The 23,498-nt window shown below is 39.7% G+C and carries 26 protein-coding genes, 2 pseudogenes and 1 riboswitch; of the genes and pseudogenes, 13 read left to right on the top strand and 15 right to left on the bottom strand.

The genetic code is table 11. The annotated features are described in order from the left end of the window. Positions 1-74: 74 nt before the first annotated feature. Complete coding sequence (locus DSM106972_RS20075; RefSeq protein WP_158632852.1) at positions 75-335, bottom strand: tetratricopeptide repeat protein; 261 nt, start codon at positions 333-335, stop codon at positions 75-77. A 295-nt stretch (positions 336-630) separates the two neighbouring features. On the opposite strand from DSM106972_RS20075, the gene DSM106972_RS20070 reads away from it, so the two are divergent. After that, a complete protein-coding gene (locus DSM106972_RS20070) occupies positions 631-2,055 on the top strand; it encodes a BCD family MFS transporter (protein WP_127082374.1) in 1,425 nt (474 codons plus the stop codon). 64 nt (positions 2,056-2,119) lie between these two features. Here DSM106972_RS20070 and DSM106972_RS20065 read toward each other — a convergent pair whose 3' ends face one another. After that, positions 2,120-3,145: a PEP-CTERM sorting domain-containing protein gene (locus DSM106972_RS20065; protein ID WP_127082373.1), complete on the bottom strand. Its 1,026-nt coding sequence runs from the start codon at positions 3,143-3,145 to the stop codon at positions 2,120-2,122. A gap of 168 nt (positions 3,146-3,313) precedes the next feature. Between DSM106972_RS20065 and DSM106972_RS20060 the strand changes: the two genes are divergently transcribed. Beyond that, a complete protein-coding gene (locus DSM106972_RS20060) occupies positions 3,314-4,111 on the top strand; it encodes an inositol monophosphatase family protein (RefSeq protein ID WP_127082372.1) in 798 nt (265 codons plus the stop codon). A gap of 284 nt (positions 4,112-4,395) precedes the next feature. Here the strand turns inward: DSM106972_RS20060 and DSM106972_RS55835 are convergent. Together DSM106972_RS55835 and DSM106972_RS20050 are read right to left on the bottom strand one after the other, a co-directional pair. Continuing rightward, positions 4,396-4,494 (bottom strand): annotated as a pseudogene (locus DSM106972_RS55835) (SDR family NAD(P)-dependent oxidoreductase); the annotation flags it as partial. 246 nt (positions 4,495-4,740) lie between these two features. Next, positions 4,741-5,421, bottom strand: coding sequence for a tetratricopeptide repeat protein (locus DSM106972_RS20050; RefSeq protein WP_127082371.1), 681 nt, complete (start codon positions 5,419-5,421; stop codon positions 4,741-4,743). 269 nt (positions 5,422-5,690) lie between these two features. Here DSM106972_RS20050 and DSM106972_RS20045 point away from each other — a divergent pair, with 269 nt between their 5' ends. Together DSM106972_RS20045 and DSM106972_RS20040 are read left to right on the top strand one after the other, a co-directional pair. Then, positions 5,691-6,014, top strand: coding sequence for a YbjQ family protein (locus DSM106972_RS20045; protein ID WP_073621909.1), 324 nt, complete (start codon positions 5,691-5,693; stop codon positions 6,012-6,014). Between the two features lie 268 nt (positions 6,015-6,282). Next, positions 6,283-6,909 (top strand): hypothetical protein, encoded by a 627-nt coding sequence (locus DSM106972_RS20040; protein ID WP_127082370.1) that lies wholly within the window; start codon positions 6,283-6,285, stop codon positions 6,907-6,909. A gap of 80 nt (positions 6,910-6,989) precedes the next feature. Here the strand turns inward: DSM106972_RS20040 and DSM106972_RS20035 are convergent, their stop codons facing one another. Further along, positions 6,990-7,244, bottom strand: coding sequence for an NDH complex assembly factor CRR9 (locus DSM106972_RS20035; RefSeq protein ID WP_127082369.1), 255 nt, complete (start codon positions 7,242-7,244; stop codon positions 6,990-6,992). Between the two features lie 161 nt (positions 7,245-7,405). Continuing rightward, positions 7,406-8,074, bottom strand: coding sequence for an iron-sulfur cluster biosynthesis transcriptional regulator SufR (gene sufR / locus DSM106972_RS20030; RefSeq protein WP_127082368.1), 669 nt, complete (start codon positions 8,072-8,074; stop codon positions 7,406-7,408). 249 nt (positions 8,075-8,323) lie between these two features. Here sufR and sufB point away from each other — a divergent pair, with 249 nt between their 5' ends. The 6 genes from sufB to DSM106972_RS20000 all read left to right on the top strand — a co-directional run bounded on the left by sufB (position 8,324) and on the right by DSM106972_RS20000 (position 14,236). After that, positions 8,324-9,763 (top strand): Fe-S cluster assembly protein SufB, encoded by a 1,440-nt coding sequence (sufB, locus tag DSM106972_RS20025; protein ID WP_127082367.1) that lies wholly within the window; start codon positions 8,324-8,326, stop codon positions 9,761-9,763. Between the two features lie 100 nt (positions 9,764-9,863). Further along, the gene (gene sufC / locus DSM106972_RS20020; RefSeq protein ID WP_127082546.1) at positions 9,864-10,652 is read left to right on the top strand and encodes a Fe-S cluster assembly ATPase SufC; all 789 of its coding nucleotides are present in this window, start codon (positions 9,864-9,866) and stop codon (positions 10,650-10,652) included. 1 nt (position 10,653) lies between these two features. Beyond that, positions 10,654-12,009 (top strand): Fe-S cluster assembly protein SufD, encoded by a 1,356-nt coding sequence (gene sufD, locus DSM106972_RS20015; protein ID WP_127082366.1) that lies wholly within the window; start codon positions 10,654-10,656, stop codon positions 12,007-12,009. Positions 12,010-12,088: 79 nt separating this feature from the next. Beyond that, positions 12,089-13,354, top strand: coding sequence for a SufS family cysteine desulfurase (locus tag DSM106972_RS20010; RefSeq protein ID WP_127082365.1), 1,266 nt, complete (start codon positions 12,089-12,091; stop codon positions 13,352-13,354). A 212-nt stretch (positions 13,355-13,566) separates the two neighbouring features. After that, entirely contained in the window at positions 13,567-14,040 is a 474-nt protein-coding gene (locus DSM106972_RS20005; RefSeq protein WP_127082364.1) for a type II toxin-antitoxin system VapC family toxin, read from the top strand. A gap of 1 nt (position 14,041) precedes the next feature. Beyond that, positions 14,042-14,236 carry a hypothetical protein gene (locus tag DSM106972_RS20000; protein ID WP_127082363.1) on the top strand — a complete coding sequence of 65 codons (195 nt, stop codon included), beginning with the start codon at positions 14,042-14,044 and terminating at the stop codon, positions 14,234-14,236. 274 nt (positions 14,237-14,510) lie between these two features. Here the strand turns inward: DSM106972_RS20000 and DSM106972_RS19990 are convergent, their stop codons facing one another. Continuing rightward, positions 14,511-14,876: a GIY-YIG nuclease family protein gene (locus DSM106972_RS19990; RefSeq protein ID WP_127082362.1), complete on the bottom strand. Its 366-nt coding sequence runs from the start codon at positions 14,874-14,876 to the stop codon at positions 14,511-14,513. Positions 14,877-15,031: 155 nt separating this feature from the next. On the opposite strand from DSM106972_RS19990, the gene DSM106972_RS19985 reads away from it, so the two are divergent. The 3 genes and pseudogenes from DSM106972_RS19985 to DSM106972_RS19975 form a co-directional block, all read left to right on the top strand. Beyond that, positions 15,032-15,328 carry a BrnT family toxin gene (locus DSM106972_RS19985; RefSeq protein ID WP_127082361.1) on the top strand — a complete coding sequence of 99 codons (297 nt, stop codon included), beginning with the start codon at positions 15,032-15,034 and terminating at the stop codon, positions 15,326-15,328. After that, positions 15,318-15,602 carry a hypothetical protein gene (locus DSM106972_RS19980; RefSeq protein ID WP_127082360.1) on the top strand — a complete coding sequence of 95 codons (285 nt, stop codon included), beginning with the start codon at positions 15,318-15,320 and terminating at the stop codon, positions 15,600-15,602. The genes DSM106972_RS19985 and DSM106972_RS19980 overlap by 11 nt, the downstream gene beginning before the upstream one ends. Positions 15,603-15,796: 194 nt before the next feature. Continuing rightward, positions 15,797-16,009: pseudogene (locus DSM106972_RS19975) on the top strand (Uma2 family endonuclease); the annotation flags it as partial. A gap of 158 nt (positions 16,010-16,167) precedes the next feature. Here the strand turns inward: DSM106972_RS19975 and DSM106972_RS19970 are convergent. The 8 genes from DSM106972_RS19970 to cobG form a co-directional block, all read right to left on the bottom strand. Beyond that, positions 16,168-16,956 carry a M48 family metallopeptidase gene (locus DSM106972_RS19970; RefSeq protein ID WP_127082359.1) on the bottom strand — a complete coding sequence of 263 codons (789 nt, stop codon included), beginning with the start codon at positions 16,954-16,956 and terminating at the stop codon, positions 16,168-16,170. 413 nt (positions 16,957-17,369) lie between these two features. Beyond that, positions 17,370-18,089, bottom strand: coding sequence for a TIGR00266 family protein (locus DSM106972_RS19965; RefSeq protein WP_127082358.1), 720 nt, complete (start codon positions 18,087-18,089; stop codon positions 17,370-17,372). Between the two features lie 33 nt (positions 18,090-18,122). Continuing rightward, positions 18,123-18,809 carry a TIGR00266 family protein gene (locus DSM106972_RS19960; RefSeq protein WP_127082357.1) on the bottom strand — a complete coding sequence of 229 codons (687 nt, stop codon included), beginning with the start codon at positions 18,807-18,809 and terminating at the stop codon, positions 18,123-18,125. A gap of 25 nt (positions 18,810-18,834) precedes the next feature. Next, positions 18,835-19,497, bottom strand: a complete 663-nt coding sequence (locus DSM106972_RS19955; RefSeq protein WP_127082356.1) for a TIGR00266 family protein — start codon at positions 19,495-19,497, stop codon at positions 18,835-18,837. 249 nt (positions 19,498-19,746) lie between these two features. Next, positions 19,747-20,421: a Uma2 family endonuclease gene (locus DSM106972_RS19950; protein ID WP_127082355.1), complete on the bottom strand. Its 675-nt coding sequence runs from the start codon at positions 20,419-20,421 to the stop codon at positions 19,747-19,749. Positions 20,422-20,460: 39 nt separating this feature from the next. Next, entirely contained in the window at positions 20,461-21,174 is a 714-nt protein-coding gene (locus tag DSM106972_RS19945; protein ID WP_127082354.1) for a precorrin-2 C(20)-methyltransferase, read from the bottom strand. Position 21,175: 1 nt separating this feature from the next. Continuing rightward, positions 21,176-21,805 carry a precorrin-8X methylmutase gene (locus DSM106972_RS19940; protein ID WP_201800756.1) on the bottom strand — a complete coding sequence of 210 codons (630 nt, stop codon included), beginning with the start codon at positions 21,803-21,805 and terminating at the stop codon, positions 21,176-21,178. Then, positions 21,802-23,265, bottom strand: a complete 1,464-nt coding sequence (gene cobG, locus DSM106972_RS19935; protein WP_233787441.1) for a precorrin-3B synthase — start codon at positions 23,263-23,265, stop codon at positions 21,802-21,804. The genes DSM106972_RS19940 and cobG overlap by 4 nt, the downstream gene beginning before the upstream one ends. A 35-nt stretch (positions 23,266-23,300) precedes the next feature. Beyond that, positions 23,301-23,496, bottom strand: a riboswitch (cobalamin riboswitch). Positions 23,497-23,498 lie beyond the last annotated feature (2 nt).

Genomic DNA, 23,498 nt, shown 5'->3' with positions numbered 1-23,498 from the left:
ACTCCGCTCTGCGCGTCTCTAAATGCCCGAAATCCTTGCAAAAATCCTTAACCGAGCAGTATTGGGAGCGATGGTTACTTGAGTTTGGCTAGATCATTCATCGTCACTCGCAGAAGAGAATCAGCGTCAGGACCCATTTTTTTGTAAAGCTGGATGGCGTTTTGCAGATCCTTAATTGCGGCAGCTTTATTCTTCAAGGCAAGGTAGCTATCAGCACGATAACGATGAATATCAGCGCTTTCCGGACTCTGAAGTTTTATGTCTACTGTAAAGTCAGCGATTGCCTTCCGATGATCGCCAACTTTTTGATACAGGCTACCACGCCAGAAATACAACCCTTTACTATTTTCTGATGTAGCCCCAAAACTAATGCGACTTCGCGTAGTCGTCTTGCGGTTCCACTGGGTTTTAAGTAAGCGTTCTCCTATTTCTGCTTTACTGGTAGTAGATAGTTCTAAGCGTTACTATCTATTACCTGTTCTTTGTATAATAGATATTTACCACAGAGGTACATAGTTCACAGAGAGAAGAGTAAGGAAAAAGTTCATTTTTGATTCCAATCCGTGCGTGGGAACGTTTATCCTAGGAAAAAGATGATAAAACTTTTATTCCTCGGAATTTATAAGCACAATGGCTAGCGGAAATTTATCAAGTTCACAGTCCGATGCACACAGTCTCCCAAAAGTCGATATTTTAACGATGTTTCGACTGGGCTTTTTTCAAATGGCTTTGGGGATAATGTCGGTTTTGACGTTAGGTGTGCTTAACCGCATCATGATTGATGAGTTGAAGGTTCCAGCGTTTATAACTGCACTGGCTATTGCAATGCATCAATTTGTTGCTCCAGTTCGCATATTGTTTGGACAGATTTCTGACTCAAAGCCATTTTTAGGACATCATCGCACGGGTTATATATGGTTAGGCGCCGCTTTATTTACTTCTTCAGCATTTTTAGCAGTACAAGTTGTTTGGCAGGTAGGTAATAGTTTAGAAAAAGGCGCCTGGACAAGTCAAACTACAATGTGGGTGGCACTGCTAGGGTTAGTATTTGCCATATATGGAGTTGCATTAAGCGCTAGTTCTACACCTTTCACTGCACTATTAGTAGATATCTCAGACGAAGATAATCGCTCCAAAATAGTTGGTATTGTTTGGTCGATGTTGATGGTGGGCATTATTATCGGCGCCATAACTAGTAGTGGCTTACTTAGACAAATTCAACTAAACGCACCAATTGAAGTTATTCAAACTCAAGTCAACCGCTTATTTACCATAATACCTCTTGTTGCATTTTTACTGTGCCTGATTGGGACAGTTGGTGTTGAGAAAAAATACTCGCGTATGAGTACACGTTCTACACCTAGTGTTAGAGAAGATAAAATTACCCTAGGTCATGCGTTGACTATATTAACAGCCAGTCGCCAAACAGGAATATTTTTTACCTTCTTACTGGTAATGACCATCAGCTTATTTATGCAAGATGCAGTAATGGAACCCTACGGTGGCGAAGTATTTAAAATGACCATTGCCGAGACAACTAAGTTAAATGCATTTTTTGGAACTGGGACACTGCTTGGCTTAGGACTAACAGGTATTTTAATCGCACCACGTATTGGTAAAAAAACTACTACTAAACTTGGATGTATTGGCGTTGCTATTTGCTTTATACTACTAATTTTTGCTGGAGTAACTGCTAACCCAAAAGTGCTGCAATTGTGTTTAGTATTATTTGGGTTTGCTTCAGGTGTCACCACAACAGGCGCCCTTAGTTTAATGTTAGACTTAACCGCCACCGAAGCCGCAGGAACATTTGTAGGCGCCTGGGGTTTAGCACAAGCAATGTCACGGGCATTAGCAACAGTATCAGGAGGGGCAGTATTGAATTTTGGGAAATACTTATTTAATACACCCCTAATGTCATATGGCTTAGTCTTTACAGTCCAAGCAGTTGGTATGATAGTAGCGCTATCATTTTTAGCGCGCGTCAACGTCAGTGAATTTCAACGCGACGCAAAAGGCACAATGGTGTCAATTTTGGAGCAGGAATTAGATTAAGATTTGCAACGGATGTAACGGATGTAACGGATGGTTTATTCGTTACAAACAAGGCTTGGTTTATTTAATCCATAATTATCCCTCTATCCGTTACATCCGTTGTATCCGTTGCCAGTTTTCTCCGTCGCATCAACCCAGCAAGTGCAATAACACCCAATGCCACAATTAAACCAGGTTCAGGAACAGAGATAGGTTTGACAGATGCACTTTTTGTAGGAATCCCTGTTACCTGACTGCTGCGCGCGATATTAATTCCAGACGAACCAGGCAAAACATCTATTTTTACACTCAAATTATCAACAACATCAGCTAATTTATAATCAAACCCAAATGCTGTAGGAATGGGTTTTGTAAGTAAATTGCTAACGAGGTTTTTATTGAGAATTTCCCAAAAATCGGTTTCGTTAGGGTATTGTACCAAGAATTTATCGATGTAGTTATAAATTTGCGTAAATTCAGGATATTCAAATGGGTCTGTTTTACCAATACCATCCTTATAGTCATAACTCACGTCCAAGTTGATAACTGCCCCACCTTGGTGTTGAATTGGATAGTTTTTAAAGGCAAAATTCCATGATTCATCAAGTTGAACTGTTGAACCTGGAGTTCCCGTAACTGTACTGGAGCGAGGAATATTAATTCCTGATGAACCTGGTTTAACGTCGATGTCAACAGTCAAGTTATCAACAACATCAGCTAATTTATAATCAAACCCAAATGTTGTAGGAATTGGTTTGGTAAGTAAATCAGTGACTAAATTCTTATTGAGAATTTCCCAAAAGTCGGTTTCATTGGGGTATGTGACGAGATAATTATCAATATAATTGTATAACTGCGTAAACTCTGGATATTCAAACGGGTCTGTTTTACCGATGCCATTTTTATACTTGTAACCAACGTTCAAATCAATAACGGCGCCTCCTTGATGTTCAATCGAGTAGTCTTTGAAGGAAAAAGACCATGATTCATTCAAACTTGGTTCAGATATGACGGTTAGTGCTTTTGCAGGTGCGGCGCCAACAGCAGCACCTAGGCTTAAAACAGTACCAAAGATTAAAGAAGCAAATCGATTCACACTATTATTAGCCATCTTAGTTTATATGTATTTATACTGTGCCAGTTTTATCAATTGGATTCAGTATACCAATATATATCTAAATATTTGTAAAGATATTATGCGATTGAACCTTACTATAGGTTTTATTCCCAACTCCTGTAGAGACGCGACATCGTCTCTATAACTCCTAACTTTAAAAAGATGATAGATTTTTGGACAACGGTTCTCGAATTCGCTGGAACAACCTGTGAAAAAGTTGGCAGTCAACTTATTCAAGATTTTGGACAAGTAAGCTCAGACCAAAAAGCTGATGGTAGCTTGGTTACGAAAGCTGATAAATGGGCAGACCAAGCTATCCGTGATACTATTATTGCTAATTTTAACGGTTACGGTATTTTAACTGAAGAAGGTAATAAAGTATTGCCTGATACTAATTGGTGCTGGGTAGTTGACCCGTTAGATGGTACTACAAACTTTGCGCGTGGGCTTCCACTTTGGTCAATTTCACTAGGGTTACTGTATAAAGGCACACCTATTTTTGGATTTGTTTATGTTCCAACATTGAGGGAATCATATCATGGATTTTACGCAGGTAATTCTGGATTAGATACACCTACAGGCGCCTTTCGTAATCATCATCCTATACATACAAGTAATGATGTACCAAGCGGCAATCATTTTTTCAATCTTTGTTCGCGCAGTACTTCTGTTATTCAAAAAGACTTCCCATGTAAAATTAGGATGCTAGGGGTAGCAAGCTATAATTTTCTTACTGTTGCAAAAGGCGCCGTGTTAGGCGGTATTGAAGCAACTCCTAAAATTTGGGACATCGCAGCAGCATGGGTTATTGTTCAAGCAGCAGGTGGAACCTGGATATCCCTAAAATCTGAACCTTTCCCCGCTGAACCAGGAGTTGATTATAGTAATATTTCTTATCCAACTCTGGTTTTAAGCCGTTCAGAATTATTGCCTACTTTTGAACCGTTTTTAAGCAAATAACCGTTCGTTGGGTAGAGGCTTTGCGGAACAAAACTTATGTACTAACTTTTGTTGGGTTCCGTTCCTCCACCCAACCTACTGGGCTACTGGGCAACATAACTCACATCTTGCACCAGTCCGAGAAACCGGGCTTCTGTACGATAAATTAGGGGTTTATAGCGAAAATTTTGTCAAGAAGCCCGGTTTCTTTTGGCTTGTTGACAATGCTGCAAGATGTGAGATAACCACCATCAATATTTAATGTGTGTCCTGTAACAAAAGATGATTGGTCTAAAAGTTGCTGCTACTACTATGGCACCTGCACTTGCTAAAGCTACTGCACAAGCTCTTCCAATTCCAGAACTTGCGCCTGTTACTATGGCAACCTTATCTTTTAAATTCATAATTTTAAATCATTTGTAAATACCGTATATTGTAGAGACGCAATTAATTACGTCTTTACATACATGAAAATTTAATAATCTGCTAGCTGATTATTTTTATCTAATAAGTTATTTAGCAGTATAAATACTTCTAAAGCAATAGTCCTTACGGTAGATACAATTATGAATTATGGATGGTTTTATTATTTAAAATATAAGTCTTAATGAGATGTGGAGTGAACGGGCAAGGATGCCCATTCCACAAAGTTAACCTCCGAGTTGTCGCAATGTTGCGTCAATACGGGTGACGTTTTCTTGTTTCCCTTGTTTTGCGTATATTTCGCGCGCTCTTCTAAACAAGGTGACTGCATCTCCTCGTTTACCTTGTTTCATTAAGAATGTACCGCGTAATTCAAAGACTTGAGGATTGTTTTTATCTAAGTTCATTGCTTGCTCGGTTGCCCACATTGCGTTAGTAGTTTCCCCTAAACGCAGTAACACTGTTGCTAGTCCTAAATAAGCATCAACACTATTGCGGTTGAGTTGAATAGCTTTACGATATGCATCCTTTGCTGTACGGTTATCGCCTAAGTTACCACTAATGTAAGCTAATGCATATTGATAATCACCGTTATTGGGATTGAGTGATACTGCTCGACGATAAGATGATAATGCAGCTTGGAGATTTCCTTGTAATGCTTGTAGGTAACCTATTCCTGACTGAATTGAGGCATTTTTTGGTTCTAAGCTTGCTGCTTGCTGATAAACGCTTATTGCCCCATTGTAGTCGCCCGAATCAACCATCCGGCGCCCATCCTCTAAAAGCTGTTTAACTTCTTGGTTGGTACGTTGCGCTACAACAACCTGCGCGGAAGCTACCGTGGGTACTGTTGCCGCAATGCTTCCTAGTAAGAGAACACTTAAAATAAATGCTGTTCGATTATACACAGTAAATTTCCTGAAAGTTTTTTGCCAATGTTATAATTCAAAATTTCCGTAATTGCTTGTACATTAAAACAAAAATATTCAGTTTTGAAAACTCCATTACTCAACTTTTACAAAAGATTTACTATTGAGACAGTATGTTCCCTGTTTCCAAATCTTAAATAAACGTTTGGGGAGTTACATGTTATACGGATGTAACAAATACTGATTTTCAGATTTTGAGTCAATTTGACTTAAAACCCAGCCTTATTTACATTTTCGAGGATAATGCGATGATTTTAACGACTACAGATGTCATCCAAGGTACGGTTGTTCAGTCTTACCTGGGTGTCGTTACTGCACAGGTTGTTTATGGCAGCAATTTCCTACGCGATTTTTTTGCTGGCATTCGCGACATTATTGGTGGACGCACTGCTAGTTATGAGAGGTTGTTTGAAGAAGGACAACAAAAAGCTCTGAATGAACTTGAACAACGAGCTAGGCGCCTGGGAGCTAATGCTGTTGTTGGTATAGAAATTGACACGGGTACTATTAATGTTGACCAATCTGGGGTTCTTTTACTTATAACTGCTAGCGGGACTGCGGTTAGAGTTTGATTGGTGGAATGATTTATTAATATTAATTAAGATGGTAAAATGGTGCGTGACGCTATAAGGTTATTTGCTTCGTTGTTCGGTTTTAATGGCGTCAGGCACCCTACGTATTAATTTTTTATTTTAATTTAATCAATTATTTTTTCTAACTCTGGATAGATTACATAAGTATTTCTAGTGATAGATTTGTTTGGACTTAATATAGCTTTAAATCATAGACATCATCGGAAAACAAGACAAAAAATTTACTTTAGAGGTAAGGAGAAAGGCGATGTCATATGTAAATCGAGTTGGTGATGATGTTATTCAGGAACCCGCTGTGGTAGGTCGTGTGGCCGATTATCATGACCGCGTTCGCTGGGGTCCTATCATATCTGGTTTATTGGTCGCATTAGCTACTCAGTTGATTCTAAGTGCGATGTTTTCTGCTATTGGCGCCGGTACTGTTGAAGGTTCTGGCAGACCTAGAACAATTGCAGGAGATGTTGCTGGTAATGTTGGTATTTGGTCTACTATTGGTTTATTAATTTCTTTATTTACTGGTGGTTGGGTAACAGCACGCGCTTGTGGTCCCATGAATCGTAATACTGCGTTACTTAATGGCGCCATTCTTTGGGCAACTACTTTGGCTGTTAGTTCTTGGTTGCTAGCAAGTGGTGTTTCTGGTGCTTTTGGTGTTGCTGCTTCAAATGCTGGCGAAGTTATTAACCAAGTGCAGCAACAAGGTGGTGTTAATGTTCCTCAAGCTAACGTCAGCGCACAACAAGCTCGCGAAACTGCTGCTGCTGTACGTCAAGGTTTATGGTGGTTCGTGTTTGGTTCGCTGCTTGGACTTCTCGCTTCTATGATAGGCGCCGCAGCTGGTACACGCAGTCCACGTACTAATAATTACACTTAAATATTTCTCTACAATCAGCAATCACTTCCTTAAAGCACCCGTTTGGGTGTTTTTTATGTTGTGGGAGTTAAAGATAGTGATTACCATTGTAAATACGCTGCTTCGATTCCTTGTTCGCGACGGATTTTTCCATCTTTTTCAAACCAGGCTATTATTTGCTGTGTGGTTAGTTCTTCAACGGGGATACCGTTTTCTTTGGCTATGTGTATGAGTAGTTTGTGGGAGGAGAGCGTTATGCGTGCTAGGAATTTTTCTGGCGAGGATAGTAAGGCTGCGTCTACTTTGCCGGAGTCTTCTAGCGTTAGAAATTGCGCTCCTGGTTGTGGTGTGTTCATGAATGTGTCCTTTAAGCACTGAAGTGCTTATTACGAAAGGGGGTAGGGGTGGGAATACGCAAAAACTGATGAGTGTAGTCAATCTGTAACCCAGATGACTAATTACTCAACAATCTTCACCTAAACTAAATATTTAGTAATGAATCTTAATTTATTTTATTTCATTTTATCTTTCGTGACTGTACTAAATAGCCACAGCGATGTTCACCATTGATTATCCAGTGGGTACGCTCGACTGTACAGTCTGGCAAAACTGCGGCAAACATTTCTAATTCGTGACCGCATACGCTGGGGAATGACTCTGCGACGTTCGATATGGCACAATTATGTTCTGCGATTATAAAGCGTTCATCCGATGAGTCATTTGATTCTACTGGATGCCACTCTGCCATATAACCTTCGGCTTTTCGCAACGTAACCAGCATTGCTACCCGGTCTTGTAATGGCGCCATCCCTAATTTTTGATGATATTCGACTGCTTTACGCTGCCACTGTAAGCGTAATATTGTACTTACTTGCTCGTGTCCCACTGTTTGAGCTAAGGTGTCTAACAGTGATACGGCAAAGTCCCCATAGCTATCGACAAATTCCTTTCGTAAGCTATCGCGTCCCTGCTGACTTAACTTATATATATGTTGCGGGCGCCCTGTTCCAGTTTGTACTGACGCTGAATTTACTATCAACTCCAAACCTTCTAAATCCTTTAAATGGCGCCTAACCGCTTGGACACTAATCTCCAACGCATCGGCAAGTTCTAGTGCGGATGCTTGGGTATGCTTTAAAAGATACTCTAGGATATCTTCCTTAGAGGACTGCTGCGCTGTTTGCATTGTCGTCCTGGTTGAGTTCAAAAATAAATTTCAGAAAATTGATCCAGAAAATTTGACTTTAACAACATTGTTGTTGTTAATTTAGCGTAAAATAAAGATATATTAAACAACAAAGATGTTGTTTTACTCTTAAATCTATTCTAACAGCCCTGTTGCCCCGTGGTAACAAAAACCTAAAAACAGCCTTAATAAAGCTGATTAGCCCGTCGAACACCCTTGAATAGAACGCATAGGACAAGAGAACTACCAATGAGTGCTACTGTCAAAACCCTAGTCAACCAACCCTACAAGTATGGCTTCGTTACCGATATAGAGGCGGACACTATACCGCGTGGGTTAAGCGAAGACATTGTCCGCCTCATCTCCGAAAAGAAGAATGAACCGGAGTTCATGCTGGAGTTTCGTCTGCGAGCGTATCGCCAGTGGTTAAAGATGACTGAGCCAGATTGGTCTGGTCTAAATTACCCACCCATCAATTACCAAGACATTATCTATTACTCGGCGCCAAAGCAAGCCAAGAAGAAATTAAATAGTTTGGATGAGGTAGACCCAACGTTGCTAGAAACGTTTGAAAAGTTGGGTATTTCTTTGACCGAACAGAAGCGTTTGGCGAATGTAGCAGTAGATGCAATTTTTGATAGCGTATCGGTTGCAACTACTTTTAAAGATAAGCTTGCCAAAGACGGTGTAATATTTTGCTCCATTTCTGAAGCACTACACGAGCATCCCGAACTTGTGAAGAAGTATTTGGGTAGCGTCGTTCCTCCTGCTGACAACTATTTTGCAGCTTTGAATGCTGCTGTGTTCAGTGATGGTTCGTTTGTATATATTCCGAAGGGTGTAAAGTGCCCAATGGAACTATCTACTTACTTCCGTATTAATAGTGGTGACACTGGACAATTTGAGCGTACCTTAATTGTTGCCGAAGAAGGTAGCTATGTATCGTATCTCGAAGGTTGTACGGCGCCGATGTACGACAGCAACCAATTACACGCCGCAGTAGTGGAGTTAGTAGCTTTCGACAATGCCGAAATTAAATACTCCACCGTGCAAAACTGGTATGCAGGAGATGTTAACGGAAAAGGTGGTATTTACAACTTCGTTACCAAGCGCGGTTTGTGTCAAGGTGTTAACTCCAAAATTTCTTGGACACAAGTAGAAACAGGTTCAGCCATTACTTGGAAATATCCAAGCTGTGTATTAGTTGGTGATAACTCCGTTGGAGAATTTTACTCTGTAGCATTAACCAACAACATGCAGCAAGCTGATACTGGTACCAAAATGGTTCACGTTGGTAAAAATACCCGCAGCACAATTATCTCTAAAGGAATTTCTGCCGGAAAATCTAGTAACAGCTACCGTGGTTTAGTCAAAGTTAACCCCACAGCAAAAGGCGCCAGAAATTATTCACAGTGCGACTCAATGCTAATTGGTGACAATGCCCACGCGAATACTTTCCCATACATCCAGGTACAAAACCACACCGCTAAAGTCGAACACGAAGCATCGACATCGAAGATTGGAGAAGACCAACTATTTTACTTTACACAGCGCGGCATTTCATCTGAAGATGCAATATCAATGATGATAAGCGGCTTCTGTAAAGACGTATTTAACCAGTTGCCAATGGAGTTCGCCGTCGAAGCAGACAAATTACTCAGCCTCAAACTTGAAGGTAGCGTCGGCTAAATTTTATCTCTTGTGGGGTGGGCATCCCTGCCCGCCCACAGTTCAACATCAATCACAGGCAGGGATGCCTGTTCCACAAGACAAGACAACAACAGGAAACATGATTATTGAAAACAGTGAAGTAGTGCTGTCAGTGCGTGACTTGACGGCAAGCGTTGATGAAACTCCAATCCTCAAAGGTGTAAATTTAGAAGTACGCGCGGGCGAAATTCACGCCATAATGGGACCCAACGGTTCCGGAAAAAGCACCCTCTCCAAAGTACTCGCAGGACACCCAGCATACGAAGTCACAGGTGGAGAAGTAATTTTTAAAGGGCAAAACCTACTAGAAATGGAACCGCAAGACCGCGCACGTAGTGGTGTATTTCTTGCTTTCCAATATCCTTTAGAAATTCCAGGTGTCACAAACTTAGACTTTTTGCGCGTAGCATACAACTCAAAGCTTAAAGCACAAGGTTTGGAAGAATTAGAACCTTTTGACTTTGAAGATTTGGTTCACGAAAAGCTAGATGTCGTCAAAATGGACGCAGCATTTTTAAACCGCAGCGTTAACGAAGGGTTTTCCGGTGGTGAGAAAAAGCGTAACGAAATATTACAAATGGCGCTTTTAGAACCAGCAGTAGCAATTTTAGATGAGACAGACTCAGGTTTAGATATTGATGCCCTCAAAATTGTATCAAGTGGGGTAAACCAATTAGCCAAACCAGAAAACGTCACAATTATGATTACTCATTATCAGCGCTTGCTTAATTATATAGTTCCTGATTATGTGCATGTCATGGCACGTGGAAAAATTCTAACTTCTGGTGGTAAAGACTTGGCATTGGAATTAGAAGAACGCGGTTACGACTGGGTTTTAGAAGAATTTGCTGAAACTGTGGGGGTGTAAGATGATAACACAAGTTTCTCCTAGTCCGATTCCAAATTCCAATGTTGTCAGTCTAACCTCTACTTTGTTAGATAGAGATAATTATTTAACAGAGTTATTAAACAACGTTGTCGTTGGGGAGACGCAACATTGGTTACAAGAAATTAAACAGCGTGCAGCAAATTCGGTACGTCATTCAACTTTACCAACCAACCGTGACGAAGAATGGCGTTTTACAGATTTATCCAAATTAAAACAGATAAATTTCAAAAATGCTGCTGTAGAGACGTTACATGTAACGTCTCTACAACCCCAAATTCTACCCGAAGCCCAAAACAGCCGTTTGGTCTTCATTAACGGTATATACGCACCAGAATTATCAGCAGTATCAGATTTACCCGAAGGAATATTAGTTACAAATTTAGTTAATCTACCTGAAGAATATACTGTAAAAGCACAAGAATACTTAGCGCAAGCGGAAGGCGCCTTGGAGGTATTTACAGCTTTAAATACTGCGGGTATGCAAGATGCAGCAGTTATTTGGGTATCGAAGAATGTAGTCGTAGAAACACCAGTACACTTGGTATATATTACTGCTGGTGAGGGTGCTATTTCTTTGCCGCGTTGTTTGGTGGTGGCTAATACTGGCTCACAAGTGAGTTTTGTGGAAGAATATGTAACAGGCAAGATGCCTGTTCCACAAGAGGGCAGTTATTTCACCAATGCTGTTACGGAAATCTGGATTTCTGATAATGCTAGTGTGAGTCATACTAGAGTGCAGAAGGAAGATTTTTCAGCTTTTCATGTTGGTAAGACTGCTGTTACTCAAGCACGTTATAGTCGTTATACCTGTAATGCTATTAATATTGGTGCGAGCTTAGGGCGCCATAATTTAGAGATTTTACAAACTGGTGAGCAAACAGAGACTACCCTGAATGGGTTGGCGATGATAAAAGGTATACAAGTAGCGGATATGCACAGCGCTATTGCTTTAAATCATCCTAATGGTGTTTGTAAACAGTTACAAAAGAATATTGTCGGTGATAAAGCGCACGCTATTTTTAACGGGAAAGTATTTGTTCCTAAACCAGCACAGCAAACCGATGCAGCACAACTAAACCGTAACTTAATGTTAACGAGTAAAGCACGAGTTGACACAAAACCTCAACTTGAAATTACCGCCGATAACGTTAAATGTGCCCACGGCGCCACAGTTAGTCAGTTAGAAGATGATGAAATCTTCTACTTACAAAGTCGAGGTATTGATGAGAATAGTTCGCGTCATCTTTTAATCAATGCATTTGCTACTGAAATAATCAACAACATTTCCGTTACCTCTTTACGCGATAATCTTTTAAACGAAGTCAAACAATTTTAAACACACAACTAGGAGTTACACACAAACAACCAATCTTAACTCCTAACTCCTAACTCCTAACTCCTAACTCCTAACTATTATGACTCTTGCAAAAGACATTACCATTGCCCACAGAGTACGTCGTGACTTTCCTATTCTCCACCAAGAAGTTAACGGCAAGCCTCTTGTTTACTTAGATAGTGCAGCTACTTCCCAAAAACCGCTATTTGTTCTTGATGCATGGCGCCACTACCACGAAGGTTACAATTCTAATGTTCACCGTGGTGCCCATACTCTCAGCGCTAAAGCAACAGACGCTTACGAAGCAGCACGTGATAAAGTAGCAGCTTTTGTAAATGCTAACTCGCGCAACGAAATCATTTATACCCGCAACGCTTCCGAGGCTATTAACTTGGTAGCATATAGCTGGGCAATGAATAATTTAAAAGCAGGGGATGAAATAATCCTCTCAGTAATGGAACACCATAGCAACTTGGTACCCTGGCATTTTGTAGCCCAAAAAACGGGCGCCGTACTCAAGCATGTGGAATTAACACCCGAAGAAACCTTTGATTTTGAAAATTTTAAAACATTAATTTCAGAAAAAACTAAATTAGTATCGGTAGTTCATGTTTCTAACACCTTGGGATGCATTAACCCCGTCCAAGAAATTTCTGCGCTCGCTCATAAATATGGCGCCAAAGTTTTAATAGACGCTTGCCAAAGTGTACCTCATATGCCTGTAGACGTACAAGAAATAGACTGTGACTGGCTAGTAGCCTCCGGTCATAAAATGTGTGCCCCTACTGGTATCGGTTTCTTATACGGAAAAGAAGAAATACTCAATGCTATGCCTCCTTTCTTGGGTGGTGGAGAAATGATAGCCGATGTATATTTAGACCATTCCACCTACGCGGAACTACCACACAAATTTGAAGCAGGTACACCCGCTATCGGTGAAGCTATTGCATTAGGTGCCGCAATAGACTATCTAAATAAACTAGGAATGGATCAAATTCACGCCTACGAAGCTGAATTAACATCATATTTATTTGAACAACTCGAAACCATCCCCGACATAAACATACACGGTCCCAAACCCAACGCCAACGGGTTTGGAAGAGCAGCACTAGCATCCTTCACAGCAGGAGACATCCACCCCAACGACTTATCAGCACTACTAGACCAAGAAGGTGTAGCAATACGTTCTGGACACCATTGTACACAACCCTTACACCGCTACTTAAACCTAACAAGCGGAACCGCACGCGCAAGTTTAGCCTTCTATAACACCCACCAAGAAATCGACGTATTCATCAAATCCCTAAAAGACACAATCGACTTCTTCACCAGCATGTTAGGGTAGGGTGTGTGAAAGCTTGAAAAAATCAGAACCGAAACGAAAAGTATTATAGCTTTCACGCACCATCAAAGTGAATATAAGCTTTATACAGTAGAGAAGTTTCCCAAAACCTCTCTACTGTATATTTGTGTAAAGCAATAAAAAATTTCTCTACTTTCATATATTTATTAAGTACTGCTTATAGTTAGAATAGAAACGACTGCTACTTACATTGTATGAGCGAAACCGTTTACATAGAAACCAGCATCTTAGGTTATCTCACAGCCAGATCAACTAAAAATTTAATTTTGGCTGCGAATATCGAGGTAACAAAAGATTGGTGGGAATCTCGTCGAAGTGATTTCACGCTGTACATCTCACAAGCAGTGCTAAAAGAGATAGCACAAGGAGATGCAGAAATTGCAGTTCAACGCCTAGAAAAAATTCGTGATGTTCCATTGCTAGAATTAAATCAAGCTGTACGAGACTTAGCTGCCCAATTTCTCACCCGTAGCAATCTTCCTCCTAAAGCAGATGTTGATGCAATTCATATTGCAGCGGCAACCGTTCACGGTTTGGATTATCTGTTAACCTGGAATTGTAAGCATATTGCTAACGCACAAATTCAGGGAAAGCTTGCGGAGATCAGCCTTGATTTCGGCTATCAATTACCAATCCTTTGTACGCCTTATGAACTGCTAGGAGATTAATATGTTTAAAGATGAGATTGTAGAAGATATCCATCGAATTCGTGAAGAATACGCCAAGTCATTCAATTATGACTTAGACGCAATATTTGCAGATTTGCAGAAGCTGCAAACTGAAAGTGGAAGAGAAGTCGTAAATTTGTTGCCAAAACGCTCACTAACAACACGTTGGAGCGGACGGAGCAAAACTAATCATTGATTTAACTAATGCTTGTGCTAACTACTTCAACAGCATCTAGAGAACCCTTTCTCATTGTTGTTGACGCAAGTCGCAATAATGAAGCGCGTGATGCTGTGATTGGACTGGATACTTGATGGAATTTGTTATATGTTGTTCAGATCGAGCGTGAGGAGAATATAATTCGGATTATTTCAGCACGTAAACCCACTCGTCAGGAGCGAGCAGAGTATGAAAATTGAAGCATTAAAAAAGCGGTTAGATAGAAATCGCCCTATGACCTATTCTAGTTTCTTTAGATGCAGCATTTGATTATTATAGAGACATAATAGAAATGGAGTACATGGGAGCAAGGTAAATATTTCTTCACTTTACAGCCGTTAAGCGTTGGTTTAAACAAATCAATATAATGTCGCTCAAATTCGTCTAACGAGTTCACTGGTACTTCTTGCCAATAGATTCGATGGCACAGTTTACGGTTGGAACGAATTAACTGTGGATACCTGTGGTGGGTTCTACCAGCCCACCGACTTTTAAGATTTGTAGCTTGTCCAATATACCATACGCAATTATTAGCATCGGCAATAACATAAATCCCTGAAATTGATGGCAACCGATGGCGTTCGGCAAACAAAACATTAAACCAACAAGACCATTCCATAGCAACTAAGATGGTAAGTACACTCTACTCTCGTTAGCATTCCCACTACTACAACACCTTGTAACGCACTTCATCAAAGATTTAAAACCCTAGCTGCAAGTCTAAACTTAAAACTGTATTGACAATGTAAATACGTATTATCTACAATATGAAGCATGGATGTGTATTTCGTGCTAAACGGCATCACCTTTGTTTGGAACGACGAGAAAGCTCAAAACAACCCAGGAAAGCATGATGGGATTACATTCCAGCAAGCTGCCGAGGTATTTTTTGATCCATTTCTCATTGTTGTTAACGCAAGTCGCAATAATGAAGCACGGGATGCTGTGATTGGACTGGATACTCGATGGAATTTGTTATACGTCGTTCACATCGAGCGTGAGGAGAATATAATTCGGATTATTTCAGCACGTAAAGCCACTCGTCAGGAGCGAGCAGAGTATGAAAATTGAAGCATTAAAAAAGCGGTTAGATAGAAATCGCCCTATGACCAGCGTGACGATTCGCATTCCCGAAGATGTTATTGAAGACTTAAAGCGGCTTGCACCGTTGTTGGGCTTTTCTGGGTATCAGCCATTAATTCGCGCTTACATCGGTCAAGGATTACGTGCGGATTTAGAACGATTTGAAAGCGAAACAGTGACAGCTTTAATTGCGAGTTTGAAACGTCGGGGAGTAAGTGATGAAATAATTCACGAAGCGTTAAACGAAGTCGTTCACAGTTAGTTTTTTGCTTCCAAGCGCAAAAACAACCTTTTTCAGGCGCCTTTTTAATACCTAAAAACTACCATGTCTATTTATTTAAGCATTTTTAGCAGCAAGTCGATGTGCGAGTACAGATGTACTTTAATATATTCGGCAAAAATCTGATAAAAACTGTTGATATCTCGTGCAGAAAAAGTACGATAACACAAACAACTATGCTTGCTACTTCTTCGACAGGCGCCGAACAGCGAACCGTACTACATAATATTAGCTGGGAAACCTTTGAAGCTTTGCTACGTGAAACAGGTAGCGGTAGAGGTTCAAGGTTTGCGTATGAAGATGGTACGTTAGAAATAATGGCGCCACTTTTTGCACACGAAAATCTTAAAATTCAATTTCGTCGTTTTATAGTAGTTATAGTAGAAGAAACGAACCGCAAAGGACGCAAAGGAAGAAAGGAAAGAAACAAGAGAAATATTTTACAAGCGATTTTGGATTGCTATATGTAAGTATACATAAGAATAGTAATGTATAAAGCTACAGCAATATTTACAATAATTCCGCAAACACTCAAAGATAACAAGTCCTACAATTCTTTCGGTAATGGAAATACATTTTTAATTTTATAATTTTTTTGCTTGATTAACCGCTGTAAATTTTTAACTCTTTGTTGCGGCGCCGGATGAGTTGATAGAAATGCTATATCTATATTTTTTTGTTTACTTAATCGATTAAAAAAGTCAGTTGCTCCAGCTACATGACCGTAGGTTTTATATAATAAATTTAATCCTATCTCGTCTGCTTGTGATTCTTGCGATTGTGAATACTTAGCATCGCTAAAGGTTGTAATACCAGAAGCGACAGATACTAGTAAATCATTATTTCCTGTTATGGAAGCTAATGCAATTGGTAATATTAGTTGTCTTAATATACTGCGTAGATGGTCGCGGTTAGCAAAATGTCCTAATTCATGACCTAAAATCATCATTAATTCATTTTCTGACTCTGCTTGTTTGAGTAAACCATCAAAAATTACAATGCGGTCACCTGGTAGTGCTAAAGCGTTTACTGTTTTATCTGGTACGTAGATTATTTGATAATCGCGCTTATGTTGTTCTGATGGTAAATTCGATTCTAGTTTGTTTAAAAGCTGGTTTAAGATATCTTGTGTTTGTGATGGTTGGGATAGTTTTTCATATGTTGGAGCTATTAAGGTGCCTAATTTTGTTTCTACATCTGGAGGTACTATCCAGACTAGGTTATCGATTAGTAAGCCTATTAACCAAATTATACATAGAATGATTGATAAAAATATGCTTAGAATTATTAATAGTTGACGGTTACTTGTTGGTGGGTTGCGATTTGTTGGCGCCATTTATTTTTAAGGTAGTGTTAAAATCGTAAGGTGGGCAGTTGCCCACCCTACACGCTTCGTTCCTTAGAGGATGTTTGAAAAGTGTTCGTGAATGTCATGCTGAGGAACGAAGCATCTGAGTATACGTGTTAAACCTAGATTCTACCCTTCGGGAAAGCTTCGCTTACGTTCCGCTGCGCTCCGCTCAGAATGACAATTTATACCTTGTCTGACTTTTCAAACATCCTCTTAGCATCACAAATAGATGCTTCGTTCCTCAGCATGACAAATAGATGCTTCGTTCCTCAGCATGACAAATAGATGCTTCGTTCCTCAGCATGACAAAAGTCTAGATTTTACCCTTTAGCAGTATAAAAAATAGACCGTTTATCACAAATCAACCATCCGTTACATCCGTTATATCCGTTGCCAGTTTACCCGTCGCTACTACTAGAACTAGAACTACTTTCAACAGGACGAAATACATTCAAGTAATTTATCAAATTATAAAGTTGACGCGACTGTATCCACAGTTTTCCTGTACCTGTAAACCTACAAACTAAACCTTCTCCACCTAAAACCCCTGTCTTCAGTCCTCTAAATGATAAACCGCCTATCATTTCGACTTTGTAGTTGAGTGTATCTTCAAATGCTACGATATAACCTGTGTCAACTACATATTCACCTGTTACAGGAATTTCTACGATACCACCGTAGGAACTAAACCAAATATCTCCTTCACCAATAGCTCTTAGCAAAAATAAGGATTCACCACTGAAGAAGCCTTTAAATCCTTGAAATTTCGTATCAATTTCTACAGTTACGCTCGATGCAAGGAATCCTGATGATTGTACCATTAAACCTTTACTACCATCTAGGTAATAGTGCTGTACATCTCCAGGTACACCAGGAGATATATATAATTGACCGGGTTTATCTTTGGCTGTAAAGTCACTTAAAAATAGTGATTCACCCGCAAACATTCGAGCTACACTTTTCATTAAACCCCCTCTCGTTTTGGCTTTCATTTCTATCCAGGGGTCCATTGCTGCCATCGCACCCGATTCTACTACTACAGTTTGGTGCGCTTGTAATTGAACTTTTAACGAAGCGTAAGCAGGTGAGTGTTCAATATTGTAGGCTATTTTATTCATGTTTATATTTGATGATGGTAATGTTGGGTGAAATTATGAGGTTTTGATAGCTGGTAGTTGTGAACTTACTAATTGACCAAAGGCGCCAGGGTTATGAGTTTGACAATATACTTTACCTTTGCCTTTAAATCGACAAATTAATCCTTCTCCACCAAAAAAGGCGCCTAGCCAAGATGTATTTGCTTTGCTGATACTAAATGTTAAGCTTTTCTCGAAGGCAACTATGTTACCTGTGTCAACCACATATTCACCATCTACATCTATTTCATAAACGGCGCCGAACGAAGTCAGTGCAACTTCACCATAGCCACTTATTGTTAACCAAAAAATAGACTCTCCAGAAAACATTGATTTAAAACCTTGAAATCCTAAATCAATATCTACACTCGCAGCACTAGCAAGATATGAACTAGCTTGTACAACTAACTCATTATTATTGACTTTGTAAAGTAAAATGTCTCCCATTAATTTTGGCGCCAGAAAAACTTCTCCCCCATTTACCGGAGAACGATAAACGCTCAAAAATAAAGATTCACCACCGAGCATTCGCTTCAGTCCACCGAGGATACCTCCTCCTTTTCCTTGTCTCAAAGTGGTGCTGGTGTTAATATTGTCGCTCATGGCAATCATACATCCTGCTTCAGCTACTAACTCTTCACCAGCCTGCATTGTTACACGTGCAATTGTACTGTCTGGCTGCTGTAATAATTTTATATCCATTGTTTAACTTTTATTTAATTTACTTTTAGCGAACTTTAGAACTTAGAAACCGAACTAAACCATCGATACTGCGGGACTGCAAATAAATATCTCCCTGACCGGAAAGTTTACTAACGACACCTTCCCCAGAAGTTACAGAACCAATTAAACCACCAGCAAGTTTAAGATTTAACTTCATATTTGCTGGATATGCAACTAAATGACTGCTGTCAACAATGAATTCACCGTCTACACGCTTCTTGGTGATACCACCATAGGCGCCAAAAAATACCTGTCCACTGCCGCTTAATTTGAGCTTAAATAACCCTTCACCAGCAAAAAAGCTCGAAAAACCAGCCCAAGCTACACCCATTTTGACACCGGGAGTATGAGCTATATAGGCGCCGGGTTGTAAGCAAATTTCGCCGTTATTCAAATCAAATTTTTCAATATCACCAACGCAAGACTGGTTTAACACTACCGTCAAGGGTTGAGAAGCTTTATTAGAGAACTCGTTGACAAATAAAGATTCACCACCGAGAAATTTTTTTAATAACCCAGAAATTAAACCACCTGAGAACTGAGTTTGCATGGATACCTGACCATCCATACTAGTCATGGTGCCTGCTTCTGCAATAATGCTGTCACCAGGGTTAAGCGTGACAAAAATAGACGCAAATGCAGGTTTATAACGGATTTCGTATTTCAATTGCTCCCACCTCTAATTATAGCCATTAAGTTAATAGATACAATTTTTCCACCGTGATATCACGTAAAAACTTATCTATTTGATGATGTATTTATATATTTCATCAATCCACGTCAGGTATAACTCATAGCCTAGGGTATCCGCAACATTACATCTGAAAAAATTTAATATCTGATTAAATATACGTAGAGACGTTACATGTAACGTCTCTACAACAGGTTTTATTTTGCGCGCGTTGGAAAACACAATTTATAATTCATCAGGATTTACTCCTAGCTGGCGTAACTTTTCTGCTAATTTTTGCGCGCGTTCTTCTGCATCGGTAGCTAATTCTTCGGGTGTTTTGTATCTAACACCATCTTGGTTGTACCAATATAACCACTCGCGCGTAATACCTTGAAAAGTTCCTCTTTCATGACCAATTGCTAAACTAAGTTCTGGTAGCCAAATACGATTACCTAATTGTAATATGTACTTTCCTTGAACCAGTCGATAAATTTCTAACCGTGCTTTGCGTTTTCGTAATGGATTATAAACAACATAGTATAAAATTCCTAATTGTTCGTAAATTTCTTTTTTCTTAGTATATTCACCCCGTCGTCTATGAGAAACAACTTCGATTGCTAAAATTGGCAAAACTAATTCTTCCCACAAAAGATAGCTCAAACGCAAATCTTCATCAATTACTCGCTGTACACCTAAACTCAAAAACCCATCTGGAACTACTGCTGGAATGTCAGGGTCGTAATAAATACCCATGTCGATGCCAAAGAACCAATCATTGCGACTGCTCCAAATCCAGGCGAGAATTGTTTTTAGTAGATGCGGAATATAATCTTGTAGTTCGTTGTCCACGGGTGTATCGTCAGAATCAGGTAGGTCTTCTGCTGAGGGTAAGCAGTGCAACGGGTTATACTCTAACATGGCGCCAGTTGGGGGGTATTATAGATTTATGATATCTATTTAAGGTTGCCATTTACTCGGTATTAATATCAGTGAGAAATAGGGTACTGTGTCTGGGTCAACTTTTTCTAAGGGCATAATTACTTGAGTGCTAGTTGTGGCACGTTCAATGTATTTTGCGCGTTCTGCTAAACCTAAGTCTTTTAATACGCCATATACTTTTCTAAAATGTTTGCCCAGTTTGATAATTACTGCTGCATCTGCAACTGCTAATTTTTCTGTTAATACTTCTGCGCTTAATATCGAAGATAGCACCATAAATACATCATTACGGTAGGTAAGCGGCGCCCCTAATGCTGATGCACTTGCCATGATAGAAGAAACTCCCGGTACTACTTCTACATGAAACTGTGGTGATAAGCGTGTGTAAAGATACATAAAGCTTCCGTAAAAAAACGGGTCGCCTTCGCATAACACTACAACATCTTGACCACCATTTAAATATTCGGCTAATTTTTCTGCGGCACTGTCATAATAAGGTTGAGCAGATTCCTCAAGTTTAAAAGGAAAAAGCATTGGGACTTCGATTTGATTTCCTGTTAAATATGGAGCAATAATTGAACGTGCTAGCGGTTTCTGTTTATCGGATATAGGATAAGCTACTACAGGTGAAGCTTGTAATATCCGTAAAGCTTTAATTGTTAATAGTTCTGGGTCTCCTGGCCCGATACCGATACCGTACAGGCGCCCAGTTGTTTGAGATACTAAAGACATGTTATATTTCCTCCTCTTTTGCCAGAGCATTTACTGCCGCTGCTGCCATTGCACTGCCACCTCGGCGCCCATTTAAAGTAATAAAAGGCACTCCTCTACTGTTTTCTGCCAACGCTGCTTTCGATTCTGCTGCGCCGACAAATCCTACTGGAAAGCCTAGAATTACCGCAGGTTTACTTGCTCCAGCATCAAGCAGTTCGAGTAAGTGAAATAACGCAGTAGGAGCGTTACCAATTGCTACCACTGCCCCCTCAAGGTAAGGTTCCCATAACTCTAAAGCAACCGCAGAACGAGTATTGAGCATCTTTTGCGCTAATGTAGCCACTTCAGGATTATTTAAAGTGCAAATTATTTGGTTGTTAGCAGGCAATCGTTTTTTAGTAATTCCTTCTGCGACCATTTGAGCATCGCATAATATTGGTTTACCGTTTTTAAGTGCATTGCGTCCTGCTGCGACTGCATCGAATGAGGCACTTAAATCATTTACAATATCTGTCATTCCACAAGTATGAATAAGACGCACAACTACGGTCGCTAAGTCAGTAGGTAATTTTTCTAAGTTAGCTTCCGAACGAATAATACTAAAAGAACGACGGTAAATTTCATTGCCATCGCGAATATAATCCATCATGTAATTCCTCCTGCATTTAACCAGTGCTGTATTTCACATACTGTATATTGGTCTACCCATTCCCCAAAGGAATCATGATTATGTTTACGCAGGAGTTTATATACTTGCAGTAACCGTAATATTACTTTTGGTAATTGAGTTTGATTAATAAAACTATATATTTCTCTGCCGAAATTTTGCTCGCTTCCGACAAAAATTTGATACCCTTCTGTAAGGATATTATTTTCAATTTTTTGGGCACCTAACAAAGTAATATCACTTTTACCATGATAAGCGCAGGATTTAGAACAGCCAGTAAAGTGAATTTTTACAGGTATATCAAGGGTAATGTGTTGCTGTAGATATTCTGCTAAAGCAAGAGCGTCACTTTTGGTATCGGTAGCAGAAGATGCACAACCCTTATTTCCTGTACAAGCAACTAGACTACTATATATATGATTTACTGACCAATGCAATCCTAAATTTTCGATATGTTCTTGAACTTCAGGTATAAATTCGTTTTTAATATCGGGGATGATTATATTTTGCCAAGGTGTTAATCGTAGTACACTGCTACCATAGCTATCTACTAAAGAAGCTAAGTTATATAATTGGTTTGTATTTAGCTTGCCTAGTGGTAAAACTATTCCAATGTAAGAGTAACCTTTTTGTCGTTGGGGATGGGCGCCTAAATGGTAATTAGTATTTGTATTTAAGGTATGTGTGTTATTTGAGACATTAAGTGAAAAAGGTAAATACTTTTGTGCTTGTTCTAAAGTCTTAGAAAGGCCTTTTTCTTGAAATAGCTTTTTTAAACGAGGTTTGCGTTTTTCGGTAATATCCACTTCGTTGAGGTAAAGTTGTGCGAAAGCGGCAACTACGAATATACACTCTTCTGGTTTTAATAAGATATTGGTTGCTTCCCCTCCTATTAAAAGGTGAAAATATATAGATGTATTTTCTTTAACAGCAGCAAATGTAATTTCATTTGGTTGTTGACATACCGACACTTTCCCACCACCATCAAACGCTACACTAAACTTAGGTGACAACCCTCCTAATTCTTTGTGCGAACATATATACTCATCTAACTCACGAACTAAATAACGAGTATCAATCAGTTCATCCTTATCAATACCTGCTGTCGGACTTGACATAATATTGCGAATATGGTCAACTTCGGGAATTCCAGCTAAACCCACAGAACGCAAAGTAATTAAAGCTGTTTCTGTACCCCTTATTCCTCGAACTTGTAGATTTGCACGGTTCGTTACGTAAACATTTTTATCGCTACCACCAAAATTAGTAGCATAATCAGCGACAATCCTTACCTGCTGACTAGTCAAAATACCAGAAGGAATGCGGATGCGAGAAATAACTCCATCAATAGCTGGTGTAGCGTAAAATAATCCTGGACAAGTTAGAGGATTATCTAATAAACGCAGGGGGTCATCAACTTGGTCAACAGAAATTTTGAACACAGCACTATCTCCTTCCCTGTGCAACGCAGGGAGTTGAGTTTAACACTGCTCAAGCTGGCATTCTGACTCTTCAGTGCTGAGTGCTGAGTGCTGAGTTATGAGTATAAATCTACTCAGCACTCAGCACTTTTAACTCAATACTGTTTACAGCTGCGGCACAGTCCCGGAATTTCACCAGAGTTTCCCAACTTTGAGCATATGAACTATATCACATGCTTGGTTCCCAAAACTTT

The organism is Dulcicalothrix desertica PCC 7102 (genome assembly GCF_003991905.1).
Lineage (GTDB): Bacteria > Cyanobacteriota > Cyanobacteriia > Cyanobacteriales > Nostocaceae > Dulcicalothrix > Dulcicalothrix desertica.
The sequence above is the reverse complement of the archived record's forward strand: the minus strand, read 5'-3'. Positions and strand labels throughout refer to the sequence as shown.

Bases quoted from the DNA above. Each gene is read 5' to 3' on its own strand.
- DSM106972_RS19970 (WP_127082359.1), bottom strand. From the start codon at position 16,956: ATGGCGCCAACAAATCGCAACCCACCAACAAGTAACCGTCAACTATTA.
- DSM106972_RS20000 (WP_127082363.1), top strand. From the start codon at position 14,042: ATGTTTAAAGATGAGATTGTAGAAGATATCCATCGAATTCGTGAAGAA.
- DSM106972_RS19990 (WP_127082362.1), bottom strand. From the start codon at position 14,876: ATGGAATGGTCTTGTTGGTTTAATGTTTTGTTTGCCGAACGCCATCGG.
- DSM106972_RS20040 (WP_127082370.1), top strand. From the start codon at position 6,283: ATGTCATATGTAAATCGAGTTGGTGATGATGTTATTCAGGAACCCGCT.
- sufC (WP_127082546.1), top strand. From the start codon at position 9,864: ATGATTATTGAAAACAGTGAAGTAGTGCTGTCAGTGCGTGACTTGACG.
- DSM106972_RS19980 (WP_127082360.1), top strand. From the start codon at position 15,318: ATGAAAATTGAAGCATTAAAAAAGCGGTTAGATAGAAATCGCCCTATG.
- sufR (WP_127082368.1), bottom strand. From the start codon at position 8,074: ATGCAAACAGCGCAGCAGTCCTCTAAGGAAGATATCCTAGAGTATCTT.
- DSM106972_RS20070 (WP_127082374.1), top strand. From the start codon at position 631: ATGGCTAGCGGAAATTTATCAAGTTCACAGTCCGATGCACACAGTCTC.
- sufB (WP_127082367.1), top strand. From the start codon at position 8,324: ATGAGTGCTACTGTCAAAACCCTAGTCAACCAACCCTACAAGTATGGC.
- DSM106972_RS20035 (WP_127082369.1), bottom strand. From the start codon at position 7,244: ATGAACACACCACAACCAGGAGCGCAATTTCTAACGCTAGAAGACTCC.
- DSM106972_RS19960 (WP_127082357.1), bottom strand. From the start codon at position 18,809: ATGGATATAAAATTATTACAGCAGCCAGACAGTACAATTGCACGTGTA.
- DSM106972_RS19985 (WP_127082361.1), top strand. From the start codon at position 15,032: ATGGATGTGTATTTCGTGCTAAACGGCATCACCTTTGTTTGGAACGAC.
- DSM106972_RS19945 (WP_127082354.1), bottom strand. From the start codon at position 21,174: ATGTCTTTAGTATCTCAAACAACTGGGCGCCTGTACGGTATCGGTATC.
- DSM106972_RS20060 (WP_127082372.1), top strand. From the start codon at position 3,314: ATGATAGATTTTTGGACAACGGTTCTCGAATTCGCTGGAACAACCTGT.
- DSM106972_RS19950 (WP_127082355.1), bottom strand. From the start codon at position 20,421: ATGTTAGAGTATAACCCGTTGCACTGCTTACCCTCAGCAGAAGACCTA.
- DSM106972_RS20065 (WP_127082373.1), bottom strand. From the start codon at position 3,145: ATGGCTAATAATAGTGTGAATCGATTTGCTTCTTTAATCTTTGGTACT.
- sufD (WP_127082366.1), top strand. From the start codon at position 10,654: ATGATAACACAAGTTTCTCCTAGTCCGATTCCAAATTCCAATGTTGTC.
- DSM106972_RS19965 (WP_127082358.1), bottom strand. From the start codon at position 18,089: ATGAATAAAATAGCCTACAATATTGAACACTCACCTGCTTACGCTTCG.
- DSM106972_RS19940 (WP_201800756.1), bottom strand. From the start codon at position 21,805: ATGATGGATTATATTCGCGATGGCAATGAAATTTACCGTCGTTCTTTT.
- DSM106972_RS20010 (WP_127082365.1), top strand. From the start codon at position 12,089: ATGACTCTTGCAAAAGACATTACCATTGCCCACAGAGTACGTCGTGAC.
- DSM106972_RS20005 (WP_127082364.1), top strand. From the start codon at position 13,567: ATGAGCGAAACCGTTTACATAGAAACCAGCATCTTAGGTTATCTCACA.
- DSM106972_RS20045 (WP_073621909.1), top strand. From the start codon at position 5,691: ATGATTTTAACGACTACAGATGTCATCCAAGGTACGGTTGTTCAGTCT.